This window comes from Pseudomonas sp. MONT-RG-20F-20-E-7-02 (assembly GCF_022662395.1).
Taxonomy (GTDB): domain Bacteria; phylum Pseudomonadota; class Gammaproteobacteria; order Pseudomonadales; family Pseudomonadaceae; genus Aquipseudomonas.
Map to the genome: position 1 here is coordinate 1 of NZ_JAKNQN010000013.1, position 20,709 is coordinate 20,709.

General features: G+C 60.6%; 19 protein-coding genes. 11 read left to right on the top strand and 8 right to left on the bottom strand.

Going from position 1 to position 20,709, the window contains the following annotated elements:
* Positions 1 to 4: 4 nt before the first annotated feature.
* On the bottom strand, positions 5 to 892 hold the full coding sequence (locus L8I05_RS27015; RefSeq protein WP_242174961.1) for a LysR family transcriptional regulator: 888 nt from the start codon (positions 890 to 892) through the stop codon (positions 5 to 7).
* A 153-nt stretch (positions 893 to 1,045) separates the two neighbouring features.
* On the opposite strand from L8I05_RS27015, the gene L8I05_RS27020 reads away from it, so the two are divergent.
* From L8I05_RS27020 to L8I05_RS27060, 9 genes are all read left to right on the top strand, one after another.
* Complete coding sequence (locus tag L8I05_RS27020; protein ID WP_242174962.1) at positions 1,046 to 2,536, top strand: aldehyde dehydrogenase family protein; 1,491 nt, start codon at positions 1,046 to 1,048, stop codon at positions 2,534 to 2,536.
* A 154-nt stretch (positions 2,537 to 2,690) separates the two neighbouring features.
* A complete protein-coding gene (locus tag L8I05_RS27025) occupies positions 2,691 to 3,974 on the top strand; it encodes an FAD-binding oxidoreductase (RefSeq protein ID WP_242174964.1) in 1,284 nt (427 codons plus the stop codon).
* Positions 3,975 to 4,348: 374 nt separating this feature from the next.
* On the top strand, positions 4,349 to 5,485 hold the full coding sequence (locus L8I05_RS27030; protein ID WP_159953903.1) for a branched-chain amino acid ABC transporter substrate-binding protein: 1,137 nt from the start codon (positions 4,349 to 4,351) through the stop codon (positions 5,483 to 5,485).
* 258 nt (positions 5,486 to 5,743) lie between these two features.
* Positions 5,744 to 6,658, top strand: coding sequence for a branched-chain amino acid ABC transporter permease LivH (locus L8I05_RS27035; protein WP_242174965.1), 915 nt, complete (start codon positions 5,744 to 5,746; stop codon positions 6,656 to 6,658).
* Positions 6,659 to 6,660: 2 nt separating this feature from the next.
* Positions 6,661 to 7,938: a high-affinity branched-chain amino acid ABC transporter permease LivM gene (gene livM, locus L8I05_RS27040; RefSeq protein ID WP_177017379.1), complete on the top strand. Its 1,278-nt coding sequence runs from the start codon at positions 6,661 to 6,663 to the stop codon at positions 7,936 to 7,938.
* Positions 7,935 to 8,810, top strand: coding sequence for an ATP-binding cassette domain-containing protein (locus L8I05_RS27045; protein WP_177017380.1), 876 nt, complete (start codon positions 7,935 to 7,937; stop codon positions 8,808 to 8,810). Before livM ends, L8I05_RS27045 begins: the two co-directional genes overlap by 4 nt.
* Positions 8,807 to 9,523, top strand: coding sequence for an ABC transporter ATP-binding protein (locus L8I05_RS27050; protein ID WP_069786861.1), 717 nt, complete (start codon positions 8,807 to 8,809; stop codon positions 9,521 to 9,523). The genes L8I05_RS27045 and L8I05_RS27050 overlap by 4 nt, the downstream gene beginning before the upstream one ends.
* 822 nt (positions 9,524 to 10,345) lie before the next feature.
* The gene (locus L8I05_RS27055; RefSeq protein ID WP_197625726.1) at positions 10,346 to 11,110 is read left to right on the top strand and encodes an SDR family oxidoreductase; all 765 of its coding nucleotides are present in this window, start codon (positions 10,346 to 10,348) and stop codon (positions 11,108 to 11,110) included.
* A gap of 168 nt (positions 11,111 to 11,278) precedes the next feature.
* Positions 11,279 to 12,184: a cation diffusion facilitator family transporter gene (locus tag L8I05_RS27060; RefSeq protein WP_242174966.1), complete on the top strand. Its 906-nt coding sequence runs from the start codon at positions 11,279 to 11,281 to the stop codon at positions 12,182 to 12,184.
* Positions 12,185 to 12,293: 109 nt separating this feature from the next.
* Here L8I05_RS27060 and L8I05_RS27065 read toward each other — a convergent pair whose 3' ends face one another.
* From L8I05_RS27065 to ureE, 5 genes are all read right to left on the bottom strand, one after another.
* Entirely contained in the window at positions 12,294 to 13,403 is a 1,110-nt protein-coding gene (locus tag L8I05_RS27065) for an AGE family epimerase/isomerase (RefSeq protein WP_242174968.1), read from the bottom strand.
* A 159-nt stretch (positions 13,404 to 13,562) separates the two neighbouring features.
* Complete coding sequence (locus L8I05_RS27070; RefSeq protein ID WP_242174970.1) at positions 13,563 to 14,135, bottom strand: HupE/UreJ family protein; 573 nt, start codon at positions 14,133 to 14,135, stop codon at positions 13,563 to 13,565.
* A 24-nt stretch (positions 14,136 to 14,159) separates the two neighbouring features.
* Positions 14,160 to 14,774, bottom strand: a complete 615-nt coding sequence (ureG, locus tag L8I05_RS27075; RefSeq protein ID WP_028615537.1) for an urease accessory protein UreG — start codon at positions 14,772 to 14,774, stop codon at positions 14,160 to 14,162.
* Positions 14,775 to 14,800: 26 nt separating this feature from the next.
* Positions 14,801 to 15,475 (bottom strand): urease accessory protein UreF, encoded by a 675-nt coding sequence (locus L8I05_RS27080; protein WP_197625720.1) that lies wholly within the window; start codon positions 15,473 to 15,475, stop codon positions 14,801 to 14,803.
* A complete protein-coding gene (gene ureE / locus L8I05_RS27085; RefSeq protein WP_177017385.1) occupies positions 15,472 to 15,972 on the bottom strand; it encodes an urease accessory protein UreE in 501 nt (166 codons plus the stop codon). The genes L8I05_RS27080 and ureE overlap by 4 nt, the downstream gene beginning before the upstream one ends.
* Positions 15,973 to 16,310: 338 nt before the next feature.
* On the opposite strand from ureE, the gene L8I05_RS27090 reads away from it, so the two are divergent.
* On the top strand, positions 16,311 to 16,799 hold the full coding sequence (locus L8I05_RS27090) for a C40 family peptidase (RefSeq protein ID WP_242174972.1): 489 nt from the start codon (positions 16,311 to 16,313) through the stop codon (positions 16,797 to 16,799).
* 4 nt (positions 16,800 to 16,803) lie between these two features.
* On the opposite strand, the gene L8I05_RS27095 is transcribed toward L8I05_RS27090, so the two are convergent.
* Both L8I05_RS27095 and L8I05_RS27100 read right to left on the bottom strand, forming a co-directional pair.
* Complete coding sequence (locus tag L8I05_RS27095) at positions 16,804 to 17,436, bottom strand: TetR family transcriptional regulator (RefSeq protein ID WP_159961303.1); 633 nt, start codon at positions 17,434 to 17,436, stop codon at positions 16,804 to 16,806.
* A 150-nt stretch (positions 17,437 to 17,586) separates the two neighbouring features.
* Complete coding sequence (locus L8I05_RS27100; protein WP_159953913.1) at positions 17,587 to 17,958, bottom strand: hypothetical protein; 372 nt, start codon at positions 17,956 to 17,958, stop codon at positions 17,587 to 17,589.
* Between the two features lie 368 nt (positions 17,959 to 18,326).
* On the opposite strand from L8I05_RS27100, the gene L8I05_RS27105 reads away from it, so the two are divergent.
* The gene (locus L8I05_RS27105) at positions 18,327 to 20,399 is read left to right on the top strand and encodes an AsmA family protein (protein ID WP_242174973.1); all 2,073 of its coding nucleotides are present in this window, start codon (positions 18,327 to 18,329) and stop codon (positions 20,397 to 20,399) included.
* Positions 20,400 to 20,709 lie beyond the last annotated feature (310 nt).

A 20,709-nucleotide genomic window follows, 5' to 3' on the forward strand; every position in this document is an offset into this window, starting at 1 on the left:
AAAACTAAACTTGTTCCATCATCCACTTCACAAACTCCCGCACCTTGGGCACCTCGGCCGAATGCTCCGGATACGCCAGGTAATACGCATCCTGGCTGGGCATCGCATGCTGCCAGGGGATCACCAGCTTGCCCTCGGCCAGTTCTTCTTCCACCAAAAACCGTGGCAGCAGCGCCACACCACAGCCCACCTGCGCCGCGCGGATGCACATATAAAAGGTGTCGAAACGCGGCCCGTGGTAGCTGTGCTCGGTGTGAAAGCCCTGGCTGGCAAACCAGTCATGCCAGCCTTGCGGCCGCGAGGCGTTCTGCAGCAGCACCAGGTCACTCAGTTGCGTGGGGTCGATGAACGGCTGCGCGGGCAGGCTTTCCGGCGCGCACACCGGCACAAGTTCTTCGCTGAACAGCTTCAAGCTCTCGGTGCCGGGGCGTGAGCCCTGGCCGAAGTAGAAGGCCATGTCGGCCTTGCCTTGCAGCAGTTCGTCCGGCTCCTGCTCGTTGCACAGGTCCAAATGGATCTGCGGGTGACGCAAGCGCCAGCCTTTAAGACGCGGCACCAGCCAGCGCGCGCCGAAGGTGTAGGGCGTGGAGACGCGCAGCACTTCGGTTTCGCCGCCGTAGGAGCGCAGGTAATGGGTGGACATCTCCACCTGTGTGAGGATTTTTCTCACTTCCACCAAATACAAATCCCCCGCCGGGGTCATCTGCAAACGACGGCGCACTCGGCGAAACAGCAGGTGTTGCAGCAATTCTTCCAGCTGCGCCACTTGTTTGCTCACCGCGCTCTGCGTGAGGTTCAGTTCCTCGGCGGCGCGGGTGAAGCTCAGGTGGCGGGTGGCGGCTTCGAAACACTGCAGGGCGGTGATCGAGGGCAAATGTCTTTTGTTCAGCACGGCACGCCTCTTTTTATTCTTTGCATGAATAAACGGAATGATATCTCGCCTAATCGTCGTTTGTTGGCAAGTCTTGGGCCAGCTACAAATAAGGCCTGGATCGCCGTGTCGGTGGCGGCGCGAATTTTCTGTTTGAGATTGAAGGAGTGACCCATGGTTGCCGCATTGCTTGACCGTCTCGGGGTGAACCCGGCGCTGTACCAGGCGGGGAAACAACCCGTGCATTCGCCGATCGACGGCAGCCGTATCGGCAGTGTGCACTGGGAAGGTGCCGCCGAGGTGGAGCAGCAGGTCAGTCGCGCCGAGCATGCATTCGAGGCCTGGCGCAAAGTGCCGGCACCGCGTCGCGGCGAGCTGGTACGCCAGTTCGGCGACGTGTTGCGCGAATACAAGGCCGACCTCGGCGAGCTGGTGTCGTGGGAAGCCGGCAAGATCACGCAGGAAGGCCTGGGTGAAGTGCAGGAAATGATCGACATCTGCGACTTTGCCGTCGGCCTGTCGCGCCAACTGTACGGTTTGACCATCGCCTCCGAGCGCCCAGGTCACCATATGCGTGAAACCTGGCACCCGCTGGGCGTGGTCGGCGTGATCAGCGCCTTCAACTTCCCGGTGGCCGTGTGGGCGTGGAACACCACGCTGGCACTGGTGTGCGGCAACGCAGTGATCTGGAAACCATCGGAAAAAACCCCGCTCACCGCGCTGGCCTGCCAGGCGCTGTTCGAGCGCGTGCTGAAAAACTTCAACGACGCGCCTCAATACCTGAGCCAAGTGATCATCGGCGGCCGTGACGCCGGCGCTGCGCTGGTGGATGATCCGCGTGTGGCGCTGATCAGCGCCACCGGCAGCACCCGCATGGGCCGCGAAGTGGCGCCGAAAGTCGCCGCACGTTTCGCCCGCAGCATCCTCGAGCTGGGCGGCAACAACGCGATGATCCTCGGCCCAAGCGCCGACCTGGACATGGCCGTACGTGCCATCCTGTTCAGTGCCGTCGGCACCGCCGGCCAGCGTTGCACCACCTTGCGCCGCCTGATCGCCCATGAGTCGGTCAAGGAAGAAATCGTCACCCGCCTCAAGGCGGCCTACTCCAAGGTGCGCATCGGCCACCCGCTGGAAGGCAACCTGATCGGCCCGCTGATCGACAAGCACGGCTTCGACAACATGCAGGACGCCCTGGAACAAGCCTTGAGCGAAGGCGGCAAGGTGTTCGGCGGCAAGCGTCAGCTGGAAGATAAATTCCCGAATGCCTACTACGTGTCACCGGCCATTGTGGAAATGCCCGAGCAAAGCGACGTGGTGTGCACCGAAACCTTCGCGCCGATTCTGTATGTGATCGGCTACAGCGACTTTGCCGAAGCCCTGCGTTTGAACAACGCCGTGCCGCAAGGCCTGTCGTCGTGCATCTTCACCACCGATGTGCGTGAAGCCGAGCAGTTCATGTCGGCGGTGGGCAGTGATTGCGGCATCGCCAACGTCAATATCGGCCCGAGCGGTGCGGAAATCGGCGGCGCGTTTGGTGGTGAGAAAGAGACCGGTGGCGGGCGTGAGTCGGGTTCGGATGCGTGGCGCGGTTACATGCGTCGCCAGACCAATACCGTGAACTATTCGCTGGAATTGCCGCTGGCGCAGGGTATTACCTTCGACTGACTTTCAGGCCGCAGTGAGGTCATGTGGGAGCTGGCTTGCCTGCGATAGCGGTGGTGACTGATACACCGCGATCGCAGGCAAGCCAGCTCCCACAGTTGATTGAGTTCGCAATTCAGAATAATGGTGGTTTGTTAGGTCTCATCGGAGTCTGGCAATGGCATTACGCGAAGCATGTTTATGGGAACAACTCACCCCTGGCCGACCGGATCGCGCCGCGCTCAAGGGCGAGGTCAAGGTCGATGTGTGCGTGATCGGCGCCGGGATCACCGGTTTGTCGGCCGCCATCCACTTGCTGGAGCAAGGTAAAAGCGTCGCCGTGCTGGAGGCCCATCGCACCGGCCATGGCGGTTCGGGGCGTAACGTCGGGCTGGTCAACGCCGGCATGTGGATTCCCCCGGACGAGATCGAAGCCGGTTTCGGCGAGGCGGTGGGCAGCCAGCTCAACCGCATGTTGGGCGCGGCGCCGTCATTGGTGTTCAGCCTGATCGACAAGTACAACATCGATTGCCAATTGCGCCGCGAGGGCACCTTGCACATGGCGCACAACGCCCGTGGCGAGGCGGATTTGCGCAGCCGTGAAGAACAATGGAAGCGCCGTGGCGCGCCGGTTGAATTGCTGACCGGCCAGGCGTGCGAGCACGCCACCGGGACCCAAAAGATTGCCGCCGCGTTGCTGGACAGGCGCGCCGGCACGCTGAACCCAATGGCGTACACCACGGGTTTGGCGAATGCGGCCGCCGGGCTTGGCGGGCAGTTGTTCGACCATTCCCCCGTCACCCAGCTGGAACGCCAAGGCGCGCAATGGTCAGTGCAGACCGCCCAAGGCGCTGTGCAGGCTACACAAGTGGTGATCGCCTCCAACGCCTACACCGAGGGCGAATGGACCGAGTTGCGGCGCAACTTCTTCCCCGGCTATTACTACCAGGTCGCGTCGGCCCCGCTCACGGATGCGGCGGCCGAACAGATCCTGCCGGGCGGGCAGGGCTCGTGGGACACGCGCCAGGTACTCAGCAGCATCCGCCGCGACGCCGATGGCCGCCTGTTGCTCGGCAGCCTGGGCAACGGCAACCAGAAACCCACGTGGTTTTTAAAGGCGTGGGCCGATCGGGTGCAGCAGCACTACTTCCCGTACCTCAAATCGGTGCAGTGGGAATGCACCTGGACCGGCTGCATTGCCTTCACACCTGATCACCTGATGCGCCTGTTCGAACCGGCGCCCGGCCTGGTGGCGGTCACCGGCTATAACGGGCGTGGCGTGACCACCGGCAGCGTGGTGGGCAAGGCATTTGCTGACTATTTGTGTCACCAGAACCCCCAGGCCTTGCCGATTCCCTTCGCACCGATGCAACCGCTGGCCGGGGTGGGCCTGCGCAGTTGCCTCTACGAAGCTGGATTCTCGCTGTATCACGCCGGCCAATGCCTGCGGATCGTGATCTGATCAGCGAAATACCTGTCAAAAGCCTGCATTTTCTTAGCAGCCTACTAATCTGTATTGGTGCAAGTCGTAGCAATCACGCACTGTAAATGTGCAGTTCCGTTACGCACATTGTTACAGGTGCAGGAACTGTCGTTTATCTGCCTGGTTGCAGGTGCGACCTGTCAGGGTTGTACTTATTGGATCCATCGGTTGCACCTCTCGATGCTAGACGGTTGCACGTCCTGGCAAAAGGAGCCGAAACGCCTGTAATAACAATGACACCGTGTCTTTTTGAAGAATAAAAAACTAATGGCACGCGCCTTGCTCTGGGCTTTCCCGTGAAAGTTCGTCGTGAATTCGTAGTGCCAATTAACAAAAACCTCGGAGCACCACTCATGTCCCAGACGTTTTACAAGAAAGGTTTTCTGGCCCTCGCCGTTGCAGCGGCGCTGGGTGTTTCTGCGTTTGTTCAAGCTGATGTGAAGATTGGCGTAGCGGGGCCGATGACTGGCGCCAACGCAGCTTTCGGTGAGCAGTACATGAAGGGTGCCCAAGCGGCAGCCGATGTGATCAACAAGGCCGGCGGCATCAACGGCGAGCAGATCAAACTGGTACCCGGCGACGACGCCTGTGAGCCGAAGCAGGCTGTAGCGGTCGCCAACCGCCTGGCAGACCAGGACAAAGTGATCGGCGTGGTCGGGCACTTCTGCTCGTCCAACACCATCCCGGCTTCCGAGGTTTACGACGAAGCAGGCATCATCATGATCACCCCGGGCTCCACCAACCCACAGGTCACCGAGCGTGGCCTGGGCGCAGTGTTCCGTATGTGCGGGCGTGACGACCAGCAAGGCATCGTGGCCGGCGACTACATCGTCGACGTGCTCAAGGGCAAGAAAGTCGCGGTTATCAACGACAAGGACACCTACGGCAAAGGCCTGGCCGACGCCACCGCTGCCCAGTTGACCAAGCGCGGCGTCAAGCCGGTGCTGGAAGAAGGCCTGACCCGTGGCGAGAAAGACTTCAGCGCCCTGGTGACCAAAATCCGCTCCACCGGTGCTGACGTTGTGTACTTCGGCGGCCTGCACCCGGAAGCCGGTCCACTGGTTCGCCAGATTCGTGAAGCCGGCCTCAAAGACGTCAAGTTCATGTCCGATGACGGCGTTGTCACCGACGAACTGGTCGCCACCGCTGGCGGCAAGCAGTACGTAGATGGCGTCTACATGACCTTCGGCGCCGACCCGCGCCTGCTGCCTGACAGCAAGACTGTGGTGGAAGAGTTCCGCAAAAATGGCACCGAGCCTGAAGGCTACACCCTGTACGCCTACGCCTCGATCCAGGCCCTGGCCGCCGGCTTCAACGGTTCCAAGTCCAACAAAGGCGAAGACGCCGCCAAGTGGCTCAAGTCTCACCCGGTGAAAACCGTCATGGGCGAAAAAGCCTGGGACACCAAGGGTGACCTGAAAATCTCCGACTACGTGGTTTACCAGTGGGACAAAGACGGTAAGTACCACCAGCTGGAAAAGCAGAAGTAATAGCGCGATCTAACCGGCGCCCCTGAACTCCAGGGGAGCCGGGCTTGTGTGGGAGCTGGCTTGCCTGCGATTGCATCGCCTGGGTATTGCTGAAGTACCGAGGTGTCTGCATCGCAGGCAAGCCAGCTCCCACAGAAGGCCAGCTCCCACAGGGAACCTGGTTGCCTGCTCCATCGTGTTCGGCAACAGATCTGTCTTTTCCTCCAGAAGCGCCGCACACCCCTCGGTGTGCAGGTGCTCACCGCGTGAGATTGCGTTATGGATGGTATTTTCCTGCAGCAACTGGTCAACGGCCTGGCCCTCGGGTCGGTCTATGGCCTGATCGCCATCGGCTACACAATGGTCTATGGCATCATTGGCATGATCAACTTCGCCCACGGCGAGGTTTATATGATTTCCGCTTACCTCGCGGCGATCAGTCTGGCACTGCTGGCTTACTTCGGCATCGAATCCTTCCCGCTGCTCATTCTCGGCACTTTGATATTCACCGTGGTCGTCACCGGCGTTTACGGTTGGGTCATCGAGCGTGTCGCCTACAAACCGCTGCGCAACTCCACCCGACTGGCACCGCTGATCAGCGCCATCGGTATTTCCCTGATCCTGCAAAACTATGCGCAGATTGCTCAGGGCGCGAAACAACAAGGCATTCCAACCCTGCTGGCCGGCGCCTGGCGCGTCGATATCGGCAGCGGTTTCGTGCAGTTGACCTACACCAAGGTGTTCATCCTGGTGGCCGCGTTCCTCGGCATGGGCCTGCTGACCTACGTCATCAAATACACCAAGCTCGGCCGCATGTGCCGCGCGACCCAGCAAGACCGCAAGATGGCCTCGATCCTGGGCATCAACACCGACCGCGTGATCTCCTACGTGTTCGTCATCGGTGCCGCCATGGCCGCCCTGGCCGGCGTACTGATCACCCTCAATTACGGCACCTTCGACTTCTATGCCGGCTTCATCATCGGCATCAAGGCGTTTACCGCAGCGGTACTCGGCGGCATCGGCTCCCTGCCTGGGGCGATGCTTGGCGGGATCATCCTGGGTATCTCCGAGTCGCTGTTCTCGGGGTTGATCAACTCTGACTACAAAGACGTGTTCAGTTTCTCCCTGCTGGTGGTGATTCTGATTTTCCGTCCTCAGGGCCTGCTTGGTCGCCCACTCGTGGCGAAGGTGTAAACATGTCTGCTGCCAAATCGATTGATATCAAGAAAAGTGTGGTCGATACGGTCCTCGCCGGGCTGATTTCGTTGATCGTGTTCGGTCCGATCGTCGGCGTGGTCCTCGACGGCTACAGCTTCAACCTGGAACCGGCGCGCGTGGCCGTGCTGGTCGCCATCGTCATGGCCGGGCGCTTTGCCCTGAGCCTGTTCCTGCAAACCCCCAAGGGCCTGAAGATTCTGCAGGGTTTCGAGAGCAGTGGCTCTGGTGTGCACGTGCTGCCGCCGGACTACAAGTCGCGCCTGCGCTGGATCATCCCGGCACTGATCGTGATCGCCATCGTGTTCCCGATCTTCGCCAACAAGTACCTGCTGACGGTGGTCATCCTCGGGCTGATCTACGTGCTGCTGGGCCTGGGCCTGAACATCGTGGTCGGCCTGGCCGGCTTGCTCGACCTGGGTTACGTGGCGTTCTACGCCATCGGCGCTTATGGCCTGGCGCTGGGTTATCAATACCTCGGCCTGGGGTTCTGGACGGTGCTGCCATTGGCGGCAATCTGTGCGGCGCTGGCGGGGTGCATACTCGGGTTTCCGGTGCTACGAATGCACGGTGACTATTTGGCCATCGTGACCCTGGGCTTCGGCGAAATCATCCGGTTGGTGCTCAATAACTGGCTGTCATTCACCGGCGGCCCGAATGGCATGCCGGTGCCGTCACCGACCTTCCTGGGCCTTGAGTTCGGGCGCAAAGCCAAGGACGGCGGGATTCCGTTCCACGAATTCTTCGGCATCGATTACAACCCCAACATCAAGTTCATGTTCATCTACATCGTGCTGTTCCTGGTGGTATTGGCCGTGCTCTACATCAAGCATCGCCTGACCCGCATGCCGGTCGGCCGTGCCTGGGAAGCCTTGCGCGAAGATGAAATCGCCTGCCGTTCCATGGGCCTGAACCACGTGCTGGTCAAGCTCTCGGCGTTCACCATTGGCGCGTCCACGGCGGGTCTGGCCGGGGTGTTCTTTGCCAGCTACCAAGGCTTCGTCAACCCGTCATCGTTCACCTTCTTCGAGTCGGCGCTGATCCTGGCCATCGTGGTGCTGGGCGGCATGGGCTCGACGGTCGGCGTGGTGATTGCGGCGTTCGTATTGACCGTCGCGCCAGAGTTGCTGCGCAGCTTCTCGGAGTACCGCGTGCTGCTGTTTGGCGTGTTGATGGTGGTGATGATGATCTGGCGACCGCGCGGCCTGATTCGGATCAGCCGTACCGGTGTGACGCCACGCAAGGGGGTAGCGCCATGAGCAAGGAAGTCGTGCTCTCCGTGGAACATTTGATGATGCACTTCGGTGGCATCAAGGCCTTGAGCGATGTGAGCCTCAAGGTCGAACGCAACTCGATCTTCGCCCTGATCGGCCCTAACGGCGCCGGCAAGACCACCGTGTTCAACTGCCTCACCGGCTTCTACAAAGCCAGTGGCGGCAAAATCGAACTCAACGTGCGGGGCAAGCAGACCAATGTGATCCAACTGCTCGGCGAGCGTTTCAAAGCCGTCGACTTCGTATCGCCGAAAAGCTTCCTCAGTCGGGTGTACTACAAGATGTTCGGCGGCACCCACCTGGTCAACCGCGCAGGCCTGGCGCGGACCTTCCAGAACATTCGCCTGTTCAAGGAAATGTCGGTGCTGGAAAACCTGCTGGTCGCCCAGCACATGTGGGTCAACCGCAACATGCTCGCCGGCATTCTCAACACCAAAGGCTACCGCAAGGCCGAAAGCGACGCCCTCGACCACGCCTTCTACTGGCTGGAAGTGGTCGACCTGGTGGACTGTGCCAACCGCCTGGCCGGCGAGCTTTCCTACGGCCAGCAGCGCCGCCTGGAAATCGCCCGCGCCATGTGCACGCGGCCGCAGATTATCTGCCTGGACGAACCGGCAGCGGGCCTCAACCCGCAGGAAACCGAAGCGCTCAGCGCGATGATTCGCCTGCTGCGCGACGAACACGACCTCACGGTGGTGCTGATCGAACACGACATGGGCATGGTAATGAGTATTTCCGACCACATCGTGGTGCTCGACCACGGCAACGTGATCGCCGAAGGCGGCCCGGACGCGATCCGCAACGACCCGAAAGTGATCGCCGCCTACCTGGGCGCAGACGAAGAGGAGTTGGTATGAGTGCACCTATCCTCGAAATGAAGGACCTGGACGTGTTTTATGGCCCGATCCAGGCCCTGAAAAAAGTCTCGCTGCACATCAACGAAGGCGAAACCGTGAGCCTGATCGGCTCCAACGGCGCGGGCAAATCCACGCTGTTGATGTCGATCTTCGGCCAGCCACGCGCCGAGTCGGGGCAGATTCTCTATAACGGCGTCGACATTACCCACAAGTCGTCCCACTACATCGCCTCCAACGGGATTGCGCAGTCGCCGGAAGGGCGGCGGGTATTCCCCGACATGACCGTTGAGGAAAACCTGCTGATGGGCACCATCCCTATTGGCGACAAATACGCGCAGGAAGACATGCAGCGCATGTTCGAGCTGTTCCCACGCCTCAAGGAGCGCCGCACCCAACGCGCCATGACCATGTCCGGTGGTGAGCAGCAAATGCTCGCCATCGCCCGCGCGCTGATGAGCCGGCCCAAGCTGTTGCTGCTGGACGAACCGAGCCTGGGCCTGGCACCGATTGTGGTGAAGCAGATTTTCGCCACCTTGCGTGAACTGGCGGCGACCGGCATGACCATCTTCCTGGTGGAGCAGAACGCCAACCATGCGCTGCGCTTGTCAGACCGCGCTTATGTGATGGTCAACGGCGAGATTCGCCTGACGGGCACCGGTAAAGAGCTGTTAGTGAATGAAGAGGTGCGCAACGCCTACCTCGGCGGGCACTGATCTGCTGGCTTGATGCAGGAACCCCTGTGGGAACCGGCTTTATGTGGGAGCAGGCTTGCCTGCGATGCAAACACCTCGGTATGTCTGGCAAACCGAGGTGATGCTATCGCGGGCAAGCCCGGCTCCCACATAAAGCCGGTTCCCACAGTTGTTTTTAGGGTGTCCACACGCTTCCAGCCAAATTGTGGAAAACAAATCCAGCCACCCTCCAAAGCGCGACATATAGCCGCCGCAAATCCCTGTTTTGTCACAGTTTTGACTTGTCCCCATTCGCTGTGGAACCGGCTGTGGGTAACGTGGGAGTAGCTGGCTGAAAGCCTTTAACGGCGTGGCCTGTAGCGCGGTGGTTGTTTTCTGATCAGCGGGTTTTTCGTGACCACACAACCCTTTTGTCAACCTGTTTAAAGACACAGGTATGTGACCGGAATATGTCCGCCAAGCCTGTGGATAAGTCTGTGACTAAACTCTGGAAAGAGTGCCGCAGAGGCCGGAATGACTGGCCTGGAGCCATCGTTCGGATTTTCCCTCTTTACGTGCGCCTACATATGCCCCGCGCCAGGTCAAGCAAAAAACTTTCTAAAACTGGCTGCAAGCCTTGTATACAGCGGCTTTTGGCTTTTTACACTTGCCCCCAAAGACTGTGGGCGCAGTTGTGGATAACCTGCGCGCATATGGCTGCAGGCCACGGGGGATAAGGCTTTGCTCGCGATGATCAAAAAATGATCAGCTGTGCGTGAAGATGTGTGCTTAGCGGTTGCCGCAATCGTGGCGTAAGGGCATTCTGCTGGCAACTTTTTTCCCGATGCCCGCAAGGAGAACACCATGTCCGACACGCTGTTTATTACTGGCGCCACCTCAGGTTTCGGCGAGGCTTGCGCCCGTCGTTTTGCCGAGGCCGGCTGGAAACTGGTGCTCACCGGCCGGCGTGCCGAGCGTTTGAATGCCTTGGTCGAAGAGCTTTCCAAGCAGACCGAAGTGCATGGCCTGGTCGTCGACGTGCGTGACCGCAAGGGCATGGAAGACGCCATCGCCAACCTGCCGCCCTCGTTCGCCAAACTGCGCGGCCTGATCAACAACGCCGGCCTGGCCGTGGGCACTGACCCGGCGCCCAAGTGCAGCCTCGACGATTGGGAAACCATGGTCGACACCAACATCAAGGGCCTGCTGACCACCACCAGCCTGCTGCTGCCGCGCCTTATCGCTCACGGCCGTGGCGCCGGGATCATCAACCTCGGCTCTATCGCCGGCAGCTACCCGTACCCGGGCAGCCACGTGTATGGCGGCTCCAAGGCGTTTGTTAAGCAGTTCTCGCTGAACCTGCGCTGCGACCTGCAAGGCACCGGCGTGCGCGTCACCAACATCGAGCCAGGGCTGTGTGAGAGCGAGTTTTCGCTGGTGCGCTTCGGTGGCGACCAGGCGCGTTATGACGCGACCTATGCCGGTGCCGAGCCGATCCAGCCGCAGGACATTGCCGATACCATCTTCTGGGTGTTGAACACGCCGGCGCATGTGAACATCAACCGCCTGGAGCTGATGCCGGTGAGCCAGACCTGGGCTGGGTTTGCGATTGAGCGTGGGGCCAAGTAAGGCTCAAGACCGCGTCGCGTGCATCGCAGGCAAGCCAGCTCCCACATGTGATGTGGGAGCTGGCTTGCCTGCGATGGCGACAAATCGGCCAAAACACGACATAAGGTACACTCCACGCCTGAAAACCCCTCCGCACTGTGCGGTTTAAAGGTTTTGACAGGAGGAAATGTGAGTAACCGAGGTGAGCAGGCACTGCTCAAACAATCGACCATCCTGATGTTCGCCGTGGCGATCGCCGGGATTGTCACGGGTGTGATGTCTGGCGCCCAATCCATTCTATTCGACGGCTTTTTCTCGCTGATCGCCACCGCCATCAAGGTGTTGATGCTGATCACGGCCAAGCTGATCGCCAAGAAAAGCAACGAGCGCTTCCAGTTCGGCTATTGGCACCTGGAGCCGATGGTGCTGCTGATCGAGGGCAGCTTCCTGCTGCTGATTGCCATCTACGCGTTTCTCAACGGCGTGTTCGGCATTATCAATGGCGGGCGTGAAATTGAGCTGGGGTTGGTGATCGTCTACGCGGCGGTGTTTACCGTTGTCGAATTCGGCTATTTCTTCTACGTGCGTTATCGCAATCGCACGCTGAAATCTTCATTGATCCAGTTCGACAACATCAGCTGGCTGGTGGACGCGATGCTGTCGGTGGGCTTGCTGATCAGCTTTCTTGCCGCGCTGTTGCTCAAGTCCCAGGGCTATGGCGAGTGGGCGGTGTATGTCGACCCGTTGATCCTGATTCTGCTGGCCCTGAGCATGCTGGCGCCGGCGTTCAAGATCCTGCGCCCGGCCTTGCGCGAGGTGCTGGGGATCGCGCCGGATCACTTGGACGACAAAGTACGTGAAGTGATGGACGCGGCCCAGGCCAGGCATGGCTTCGACGACTACGTCTCCTACGTGCAAAAGCACGGGCGGGCGCGGTTTATCGAGATTCATGTGGTGTTGCCGGCGAATTACCCGGTGGATAACGTCGCCACCCTTGATGGGCTGCGCGAAGAGATATCCACAGGTCTCGGCACGCCGGATGCGGCGCGCTGGTTGACGATCAGTTTTACTGGGGATCGCAAGTGGATTGCGTGAGGTCAGTTAGACCGAGGTGAGGCCATCGCAGGCAAGCCAGCTCCCACAGTTGAATTGTGAACCGATTCAAAATGTGGGAGCTGGCTTGCCTGCGATAGGGCCCTAGAGGTCAGCCCAAATGCTGGATCAACCCCTGATAACAAGTCGCCAGGTGATACGGCGTAGTCGACGGCATGTCCCGGCGGCTCACGGCGCCCTTGGCATCCAGGCATTCATGCCAGCCTTTGTCATGCAAAAAGTGCTGCTGCAGCGCCAGCAATTGGCGTTGCAACACCGCGTCACTGGCAGGCCGCAAGGTCAGTGCCCGCAGGTATTCAGCCTGGGCCCAGATTCGTTGCGTGCCGTCGCGCACCGTGCCGTCAAGGGCGAGCATGCCGCTGACCGCGCCACTCGATTTATCCACACCCTTGAGCTCGGCGTAGGCAAACGCTCGCGTCAGTGAGGCGTGCAACGGCGTGCCGCGCAGCACCGCTGAGGATTCCAGCAAATAGAACCATTCGAACTGGTGCCCCGGCTCAAACCAGTTATCCACAGCACCCAGCGGTTTCTCCATCATCACGCCGTGCTGGCGGTCGATGAAGCGCTTTTGCATGGCCGTGGCCAGGTCCAGCAGTGCATCTTGCGTGACGGCGTCTTCACGCACGGCCAGGGTGGCGAGAAAGCCTTCGGCCAGATGCATCAGCGGGTTCTGCAGCGGGCCGGACTTGAGCGACGACCAGTTGCGTTCCAATACCGCTTCGTACAGGCCGTCGCCGGTGGCGAAGCGTTTGGCGACGACTTCGAGCGCCGCATCGAGCACCGATTCCACCAATGGCTCGCGGGCTTTGGCCCAGTAGTGGGCGCAGGCAAAGATGATGAAGGCGTGGGTGTAGAGGTCTTTGCGCTTATCCAGTGGTTTGCCGTGGGCGTCGATGCTGTAGAACCAGCCGCCATGCTCGGCATCGTGGAAGTGCCGCTGCAGGGAGCGGAACAGCGCCGCCGCGCGTTCTTCGGCGAAGGCCGCGCCGGGCTCGCCGATCTGGCTGGCGAACAGGTACAGCTGCCGGGCACAGGCCATGGCGCGGTAGCGTTGTGGGGGCAACGGCCGGTGGTCGGCGTCGAGCGCCTCATAGGGCAACGCCAGCTCGGCATTCCAGCCCGGGCCTTGCCAGAGCGGCACGATCAGGTCGTGGAAGTGCGTGAGCACGGTGTTCAAGGAAGTTTGAGAAGCGATGGGCATCGGCTGGCGTCTTCACGGCAGGGGCGTAGGCGCGCATGGTAGCAGGCTGATCGTTCCCACGCTCTGCGTGGGAATGCATTTTCTGACGCTCTGCGTCAGGCCTTGGGACGCGGAGCGTCCTGGGCTGCATTCCCACGCGGAGCGTGGGAACGATCAAGGTCAGCCTGCCAGCAACCAAACCCCGGTGGCCGCCGACGCCGCCCCGGCCACCCGCACCAACGGTGCAGCCGCAGCCGGCAGAAAACGCACCAGCGCATACCCGGCAGCGTGCAACACCGCCGTCGCGCCGACAAAACCGGCCGCGTACGCCCACGGGCTGGACATGTCCGGCAGCTCCAAACCGTGCGCCACGCCATGGAACAGCGCAAACAACGCCGTGGCAGCCACCGCCACAAACAGCGGCGGCCGTACCGCCAGCGCCACCGCCAGGCCCAGCGCGAGTACCGAGGCGGCAATTCCGCTTTCCAGCGCCGGCAGTTCCAGGCCTTCAAAGCCGAGCAAGCCGCCAATCAGCATGGTGCCGACGAACGCGCAAGGCAGTGCCCAGCGTGCGTTGCCTTTTTGCTGCGCGGCCCAGAGGCCGACCGCGACCATGGCCAGCAAGTGATCGATACCGCCCAACGGGTGGCTGATGCCGGCGACCAGCCCGTTATCGCCATGCCCGGGGTGAGCGAAGGCGAGGGCCGGGGCGAGCAGCAGGGCGGCGGTTGCGAGAAGTTTGTTGAGACCCATGTACAGGCTCCTTTCAGGGTGAGATCAGGCCGCAGTGAGCAAGCCCTGACGTTCGATAAAGGCGACGATTTCATCCAGGCCGACGCCGGTTTTCTGGTTGCTGAACACAAAGGGTTTGCCGTTACGCATGCGCGTGGTGTCGCTGTTCATCAATTCCAGCGAGGCGCCCACCAGTGGGGCCAGGTCGATCTTGTTGATCACCAGCAAGTCGGATTTGCAAATACCGGGCCCGCCTTTGCGCGGCAGCTTGTCGCCGGCCGACACATCGATCACGTAGATGGTCAGGTCCGACAGTTCCGGGCTGAAGGTTGCCGAGAGGTTGTCGCCACCAGACTCCACCAGAATCAGGTCCAGGCCGGGAAAGCGCCGGTTGAGCTGGTCGACGGCTTCGAGGTTGATCGAGGCGTCTTCACGAATTGCCGTGTGCGGGCAGCCACCGGTTTCTACGCCGATGATGCGTTCCGGCGCCAGGGCCTGGTTGCGCACCAGGAAGTCAGCGTCTTCGCGGGTATAGATGTCGTTGGTGACCACGGCCAGGTTGTAGCGGTCACGCAGGGCCAGGCACAGCGCCAGGGTCAGCGCGGTTTTGCCGGAGCCTACCGGGCCGCCGATGCCGACACGCAGGGGTTGTGTGTTCATGTGCTTCTCCACTGAAGTAAAAAGGCTTAGGAACGGAACAAGCGGCTGTACTGGCGCTCGTGGGCCATGCACGCCAGGGACAGGCCGAACGCGGCGCTGCCGAAATGGTTGGGGTCGATACGGGCTGCGTCCTGCTGGGCCTGTTGCAGCAACGGCAGCAGTTCACTGGTCAGGCGTTGGGCGGCTTGCTGGCCCAACGGCAGGGTTTTCATTAATACGGCGAGTTGGTTTTCCAGCCAGCTCCACAGCCAGGCGGCGAGGGCGTCGTCAGGGCTGATGTGCCAGGCGCGCGCCGCCAGGGCCCAACCCAGTGCCAGGTGCGGTTCGGCGCACTGCGCCAGAAACCCACGCGCTGCGTCGTCCAGTTCCGGCAAGCCGTTGAGCAACTGTTGCAGGGAGTAGCCCATCTGCCGGCTTTCCTGGTACAGCTCGCGGGTCTCGCGGCTGGCGCGGTGCTCTTCGCACCATTGCGCCAGGCGCGGCCAGTCCTGTTCAGCGGCGGCGCGGCAATGGGCAAGCAGCAGCGGCGCTTCGAAGCGGGCAAGATTGAGCAGCAACTGGTCGCTGATCCAGCGTCGGGCGCTCGCGGCATCATGGACGCGGGCATTTTCCACGGCCATCTCCAGGCCCTGGGAATAGCTGTAGCCACCAATCGGCAACTGCGGACTGGCCAGACGCAACAGCGCCCAGGCTGGGTTCATAGACGTACGCCGAACTGGTGCAGCTTGGGCGGGTAGTTGAAGTCTTCATCGCCATGGCGCGAATGGTGATGGCCACCGCCATAGGCGCCGTGTTCCGGTTGGAACGGGGCTTCGATGGTTTCGGTGTGCGCGCCCAGCTGTTCGAGCATGGCCTTGAGCACGTAGTCATCGAGCAGGCGCAGCCAGCCGTCGCCGACTTGCAGGGCAACATGGCGGTTGCCGAGGTGATAGGCCGCGCGGGTCAGTTCAAACGCATTGCTGCAGGTGACGTGCAGCAGTTGTTCAGGGCGGGCGACGACGCGTACGACGCGTCCGTCTTCAGCCTGTAGGCATTCGCCATCGTGCAACGGCGGCTGGCCGCGCTCCAGAAACAGGCCGACGTCTTCGCCATCGGCACTGAAACAGCGCAGCCGGCTCTTGCTGCGTGCTTCGAAGTTCAGCAGCAGTTCAGCGGCCCAGAGGGCTTGGGGGGCGATTCGGCGGTGGATCACCAGCATCAGGAGGCTTCCAGCTATGAGCGATAAAAGAGCTAGAGCAAGGGGCTTGCCAACCGCACGCGCGAATGGGAATTCCCTGTAGGCAAGCACGGTCGCGCTACCGAACAGGGCGTCAGTCAATTCCTACTGCGCCTCTAAATGGTGCGTTAATGGATTTATAGCACCAGATGTGGGCGTTCTGCGTTGAGATCCGCTGTGTACTGCATGAAATTTCTTTCATCCAATTCCCATTGGATTTTTCTCGGATATGTCCTACGCAATAGCGGGATTTGTCGCTCAAAAAGTTACGCGCTGTTTCACTACGATATGCGCCGTATTCAATTCACAGCGACGCCCTCATGTTTAAAGTATTGTTATGTTCACTCATTGTCAGTCTGGCCTGTGCCGTCTTCCCTGCCTCGGCCAATTTGAAAGTGCCTGCGAACTCCGGTGCTACGGCCTCTATCGACAACATGATCGATCGCGCCCAAGCGTTGCTCGGCACGCCCTATAACGGCAGTGGAAACTCGGTTGATCAGGGGTTTGATTGCAGCGGCTTCCTGGTTTATCTGTTCAAGACCGAAGCCAATATTCGTTTGCCGCGCACAACGACGGCCATGCACCGGTCCAGTGCCAGGACGATCCCGCGAGAGGCGCTCAAACCGGGCGATGCCGTGTTTTTCAAGGGCAATGGACGCAGCGGTGTCAGCCATGTCGGCCTTTATATAGGCCAAGGCAAATTCATCCACTCGCCCAGTAGCGGCAAGCGCGTTCGCATCGATTTATTGAACAGCCACTACTGGAAAAAACACTACACCACCGCCAAGCGCTTTCACCCGGCTGGCTGACGGCTTACTCGGTGCTGCCCAGGCCTTGCCAATGCTTGAGGCCGATAAAGATAAAGCGCAGTTGCTGGGTGATCTTCGCCTGGGGCGTGAGATGGGCGGGCAGGGCTTGGGCGGGCGGGTCGATGATGTCGGGCAGGGTGGCAAACACACTCTTGACGATCAGGTCGGCCATTACGTGCAAACCGTCGGGATCGAGATGCTGGAGTTTGGGCATCAGCGTGAGGTCAGCGGCGAGGTCGCGGGTGATGTCTTCGCGCAAGGCGCCGATGGCCTGGCGCACGGCCAGGCAGCCACCGTATTGTTCACGGGCCAGGAACAGGAATTGCGAACGGTTGGCCGAGACCACATCCAGGAAAATCCGCACGGACGCATCGATGATGCCGCCCATCACGAACTCGTTGTGGCGTACCAGGCGAATCGTGGCGCGAAAGGTCTGGCCGACTTCACTGACCAACACAAGCCCAAGCTGGTCCATGTCGTCAAAATGGCGGTAGAACCCTGTTGGCACAATGCCGGCGGTCTTGGCCACTTCGCGCAGGCTCAGGCTGCCGAACCCACGGCCACACTCCATCAGATGGCGGGCTGCGTCCATCAAGGCGAGGCGGGTTTGTTGCTTCTGTTCGGCGCGGGGCAGCATCGGCGGGTTGGCTTTGTCGGCAAGTACAGCGACGCACTCTAGCAAAACCGCTTCGTCGGCGTCGAACTTGGCGGGGTGAGGCGGGACGCGGTCTATCAAAAAGCAAAAGCCCGATCGGCTGATCGGGCTTTTTTCTCGGCCACCACGGGCTTAGCTCTGTGCTTGATGCAGTTCTTGCAGACGGTCAGCACCGCCTTCGGCAACACCTTGGGTGTAAGCGCGGTCGTTGGCTTGTTCAGCACCGCCTTCTACCAGGCCTTTCTGTTCCAGGCGATCACGGCCACCTTCTGCAACGCCTTCGGTGTAAGCGCGTTTGTTGGCGTGTTCCGAACCGTTTTCTGCAACAGCGCCTTTGGCGTAGTCACGATTTTCGTCTTCTTGCGAACCGCTGCGAGCCAGGGTTTGGCTGGCCTGAACGGCTTGAGCTTTGTTCTGTGGGGTGGCTTGTTCAGCGGCTGGCAGGGCAAAAGCACTGGAAGCCAGGACAGACAGCAGAACGGTAGCGAGTAATTGGCGTTTCATGATGGTTGCTCCTTGGGAGGGCGATAAAGTGGGTACAGGGCTAATGCTACTCTCGATAAGTCGATATAAAAGTTCATAAACACAATGGTAATAATCAACAGAATTGATTGTTCCCGGCAGAGGCTCTAGGACGCACCTCTCAAGCCCGCGGTTTTGCACCATGGTGGGTATTTTCGACCCGTTCGTGGGTAACACCGGTGCAGTGTTGATGGTTTGGTCGACTTGAGCTGTAGGAGGAATCGCTTTTTTTGCGATGAATTCGAACTCCGGGTAAACCCCCAGACCATTTGTCAGTCGTAGCCCTATAAGCTGTAGTCAAAAGGTGCGCGGCAGCGCGCGCCCTCAGTCGTAATCAGGAGTCCTGTGCAATGACGCGCACTCGTAAAATTGTCGCTTGGAGCTGCGCCAGCTTCGTTCTGTTAATCGCCGTGGTGGTGTTGTTGCTGGTGTTCTTCGACTGGAACCGCATCAAGCCGCCCCTCAATGCCAAGGTCTCCGAAGAGCTGCATCGCCCCTTTGCCATTAATGGCAACTTGGCGGTGGTGTGGGCGCGTGAGCCGGATGAGGGCGGTTGGCGCGCCTGGGTGCCATGGCCGCACGTGATCGCCGAAGACCTGACGCTGGGCAACCCCGACTGGTCGAAGAAACCGCAAATGGTCACGCTCAAGCGCGTTGAATTGCGCATTTCACCGTTGGCGCTGTTGGTGCAACGCGTGGTGATCCCGCGTATCGACCTCACTGAACCCAGTGCCGACTTGCAGCGCCTGGCCGACGGCCGTGCCAACTGGACCTTCAAATTCGACCCCAAAGACCCCAACGCCGAGCCTTCCAGCTGGGTGGTCGACATCGGTGCCATCGGCTTCGACAAGGGCCACGTGACCCTCGACGACCAAACCCTCAAGACCCAGCTCGACGTGATCATCGACCCGCTGGGCAAGCCGATTCCTTTCGGTGAAATCGTGGGCGACGCGGATGCCAAAAAGGCCCTGGAAAAAGGCTCGGCGCCCCAGGACTACGCCTTCGGCCTGAAGGTCAAAGGCCAATACCACGGCCAGAAACTCGACGGCACCGGCAAGATCGGCGGCCTGCTGGCCTTGCAGGACGCGGCCAAGCCGTTCCCGCTGCAAGCCCAAGTGAAAATCGCCGACACCCGCATCGCCCTGGCCGGCACCCTGACCGACCCGCTGAACCTCGGCGCCCTGGACCTGCGCCTGAAACTGGCAGGCAGCAGCCTGGGTAACCTTTACCCGCTGACCGGCGTGACGCTGCCGGATTCTCCCGCCTATTCCACCGACGGTCACCTGATCGCCAAGCTGCATGAAGCCAGCGGCGCTTCGTTTACCTATGAAAACTTCAACGGCAAAATCGGCGACAGCGACATCCACGGCAACCTGAGTTATGTCGCCAGCCAACCACGCCCCAAGCTCAGCGGCGCGCTGGTGTCCAACCAACTGCTGATGACTGACCTCGCGCCGCTGATCGGCGCAGACTCCAACGCCAAGCAAAAGGCCCGTGGCGGTGAAAGCAAGCAACCGGCGACCAAGGTGCTGCCGGTGGAAGAGTTCCGCACCGAACGCTGGCGCGACATGGACGCCGACGTCGAATTCACCGGCAAACGCATCGTGCACAGTGCCGATTTACCCTTCACCGATCTCTACACCCACCTGGTGCTCAACGATGGCGAACTCAGCCTGGAACCGCTGCGTTTCGGCGTGGCGGGTGGCAAGCTGGATGCGCAGATTCGCCTGAACGGCCGCACCGTGCCGATGGAAGGGCGCGCCAAACTCACCGCGCGCAATTTCAAGCTCAAGCAGCTGTTCCCGACCTTCGAACCGATGAAAACCAGCTTTGGTGAACTCAACGGTGATGCAGATATTTCCGGGCGCGGTAATTCCGTGGCGGCGTTGTTGGGTACCTCCAACGGCGACCTGAAAATGCTCATCAACGATGGCGCAATCAGCCGTGGCTTGATGGAAATCGCCGGGCTCAACGTGGGCAACTACGTGGTGGGCCGCCTGTTCGGCGACAAGGAAGTGAAGATCAACTGCGCGGCGGCGGACTTCGGCATCAAGACCGGCCTGGCCACCACCCGCCTGTTTGTGTTCGATACCGAGAACGCGATCATCTACATCGACGGCACGGCCAACATGGCCACCGAGCAGTTGGACCTCACGATCACGCCTGAATCGAAAGGCTTTCGCCTGTTCTCGCTGCGCTCGCCGCTGTACGTCAACGGGCCGTTTATCAAGCCGAATGCGGGTGTGAAGGCGGTGCCGCTGATGCTGCGTGGCGCAGGCATGGTTGCGCTGGGTGTGATCGCCGGCCCGGCGGCTGGGTTGCTGGCCTTGGTCGCGCCAAGCGGCGATGAGCCTAACCAGTGCGCGCCGTTGCTGCAGCAGATGAAGGAAGGCAAAGCGCCGAAAACTGTGAAAAGTAACTGACAAAACCCGAAACTAAATGTGGGAGCTGGCTTGCCTGCGATAGCGGAGTAACAGTCGGCAGATGTGCTGACTGTTCGATTGCTATCGCGGGCAAGTCGAATCGTCGCACCGCCGCTCCCACAGGGGTTCAGCGGTGTTGGGGATTACAGGTCCGCAGATTGTCGGCGCTGACAGCGGCGACGTAACTGACAAAACCCGAAACCAAATGTGGGAGCTGGCTTGCCTGCGATAGCGGTGTAACAGTCGGCAGATGTGCTGACTGTTCGATTGCTATCGCGGGCAAGCCCGCTCCCACAGGGGTTCAGCGGTA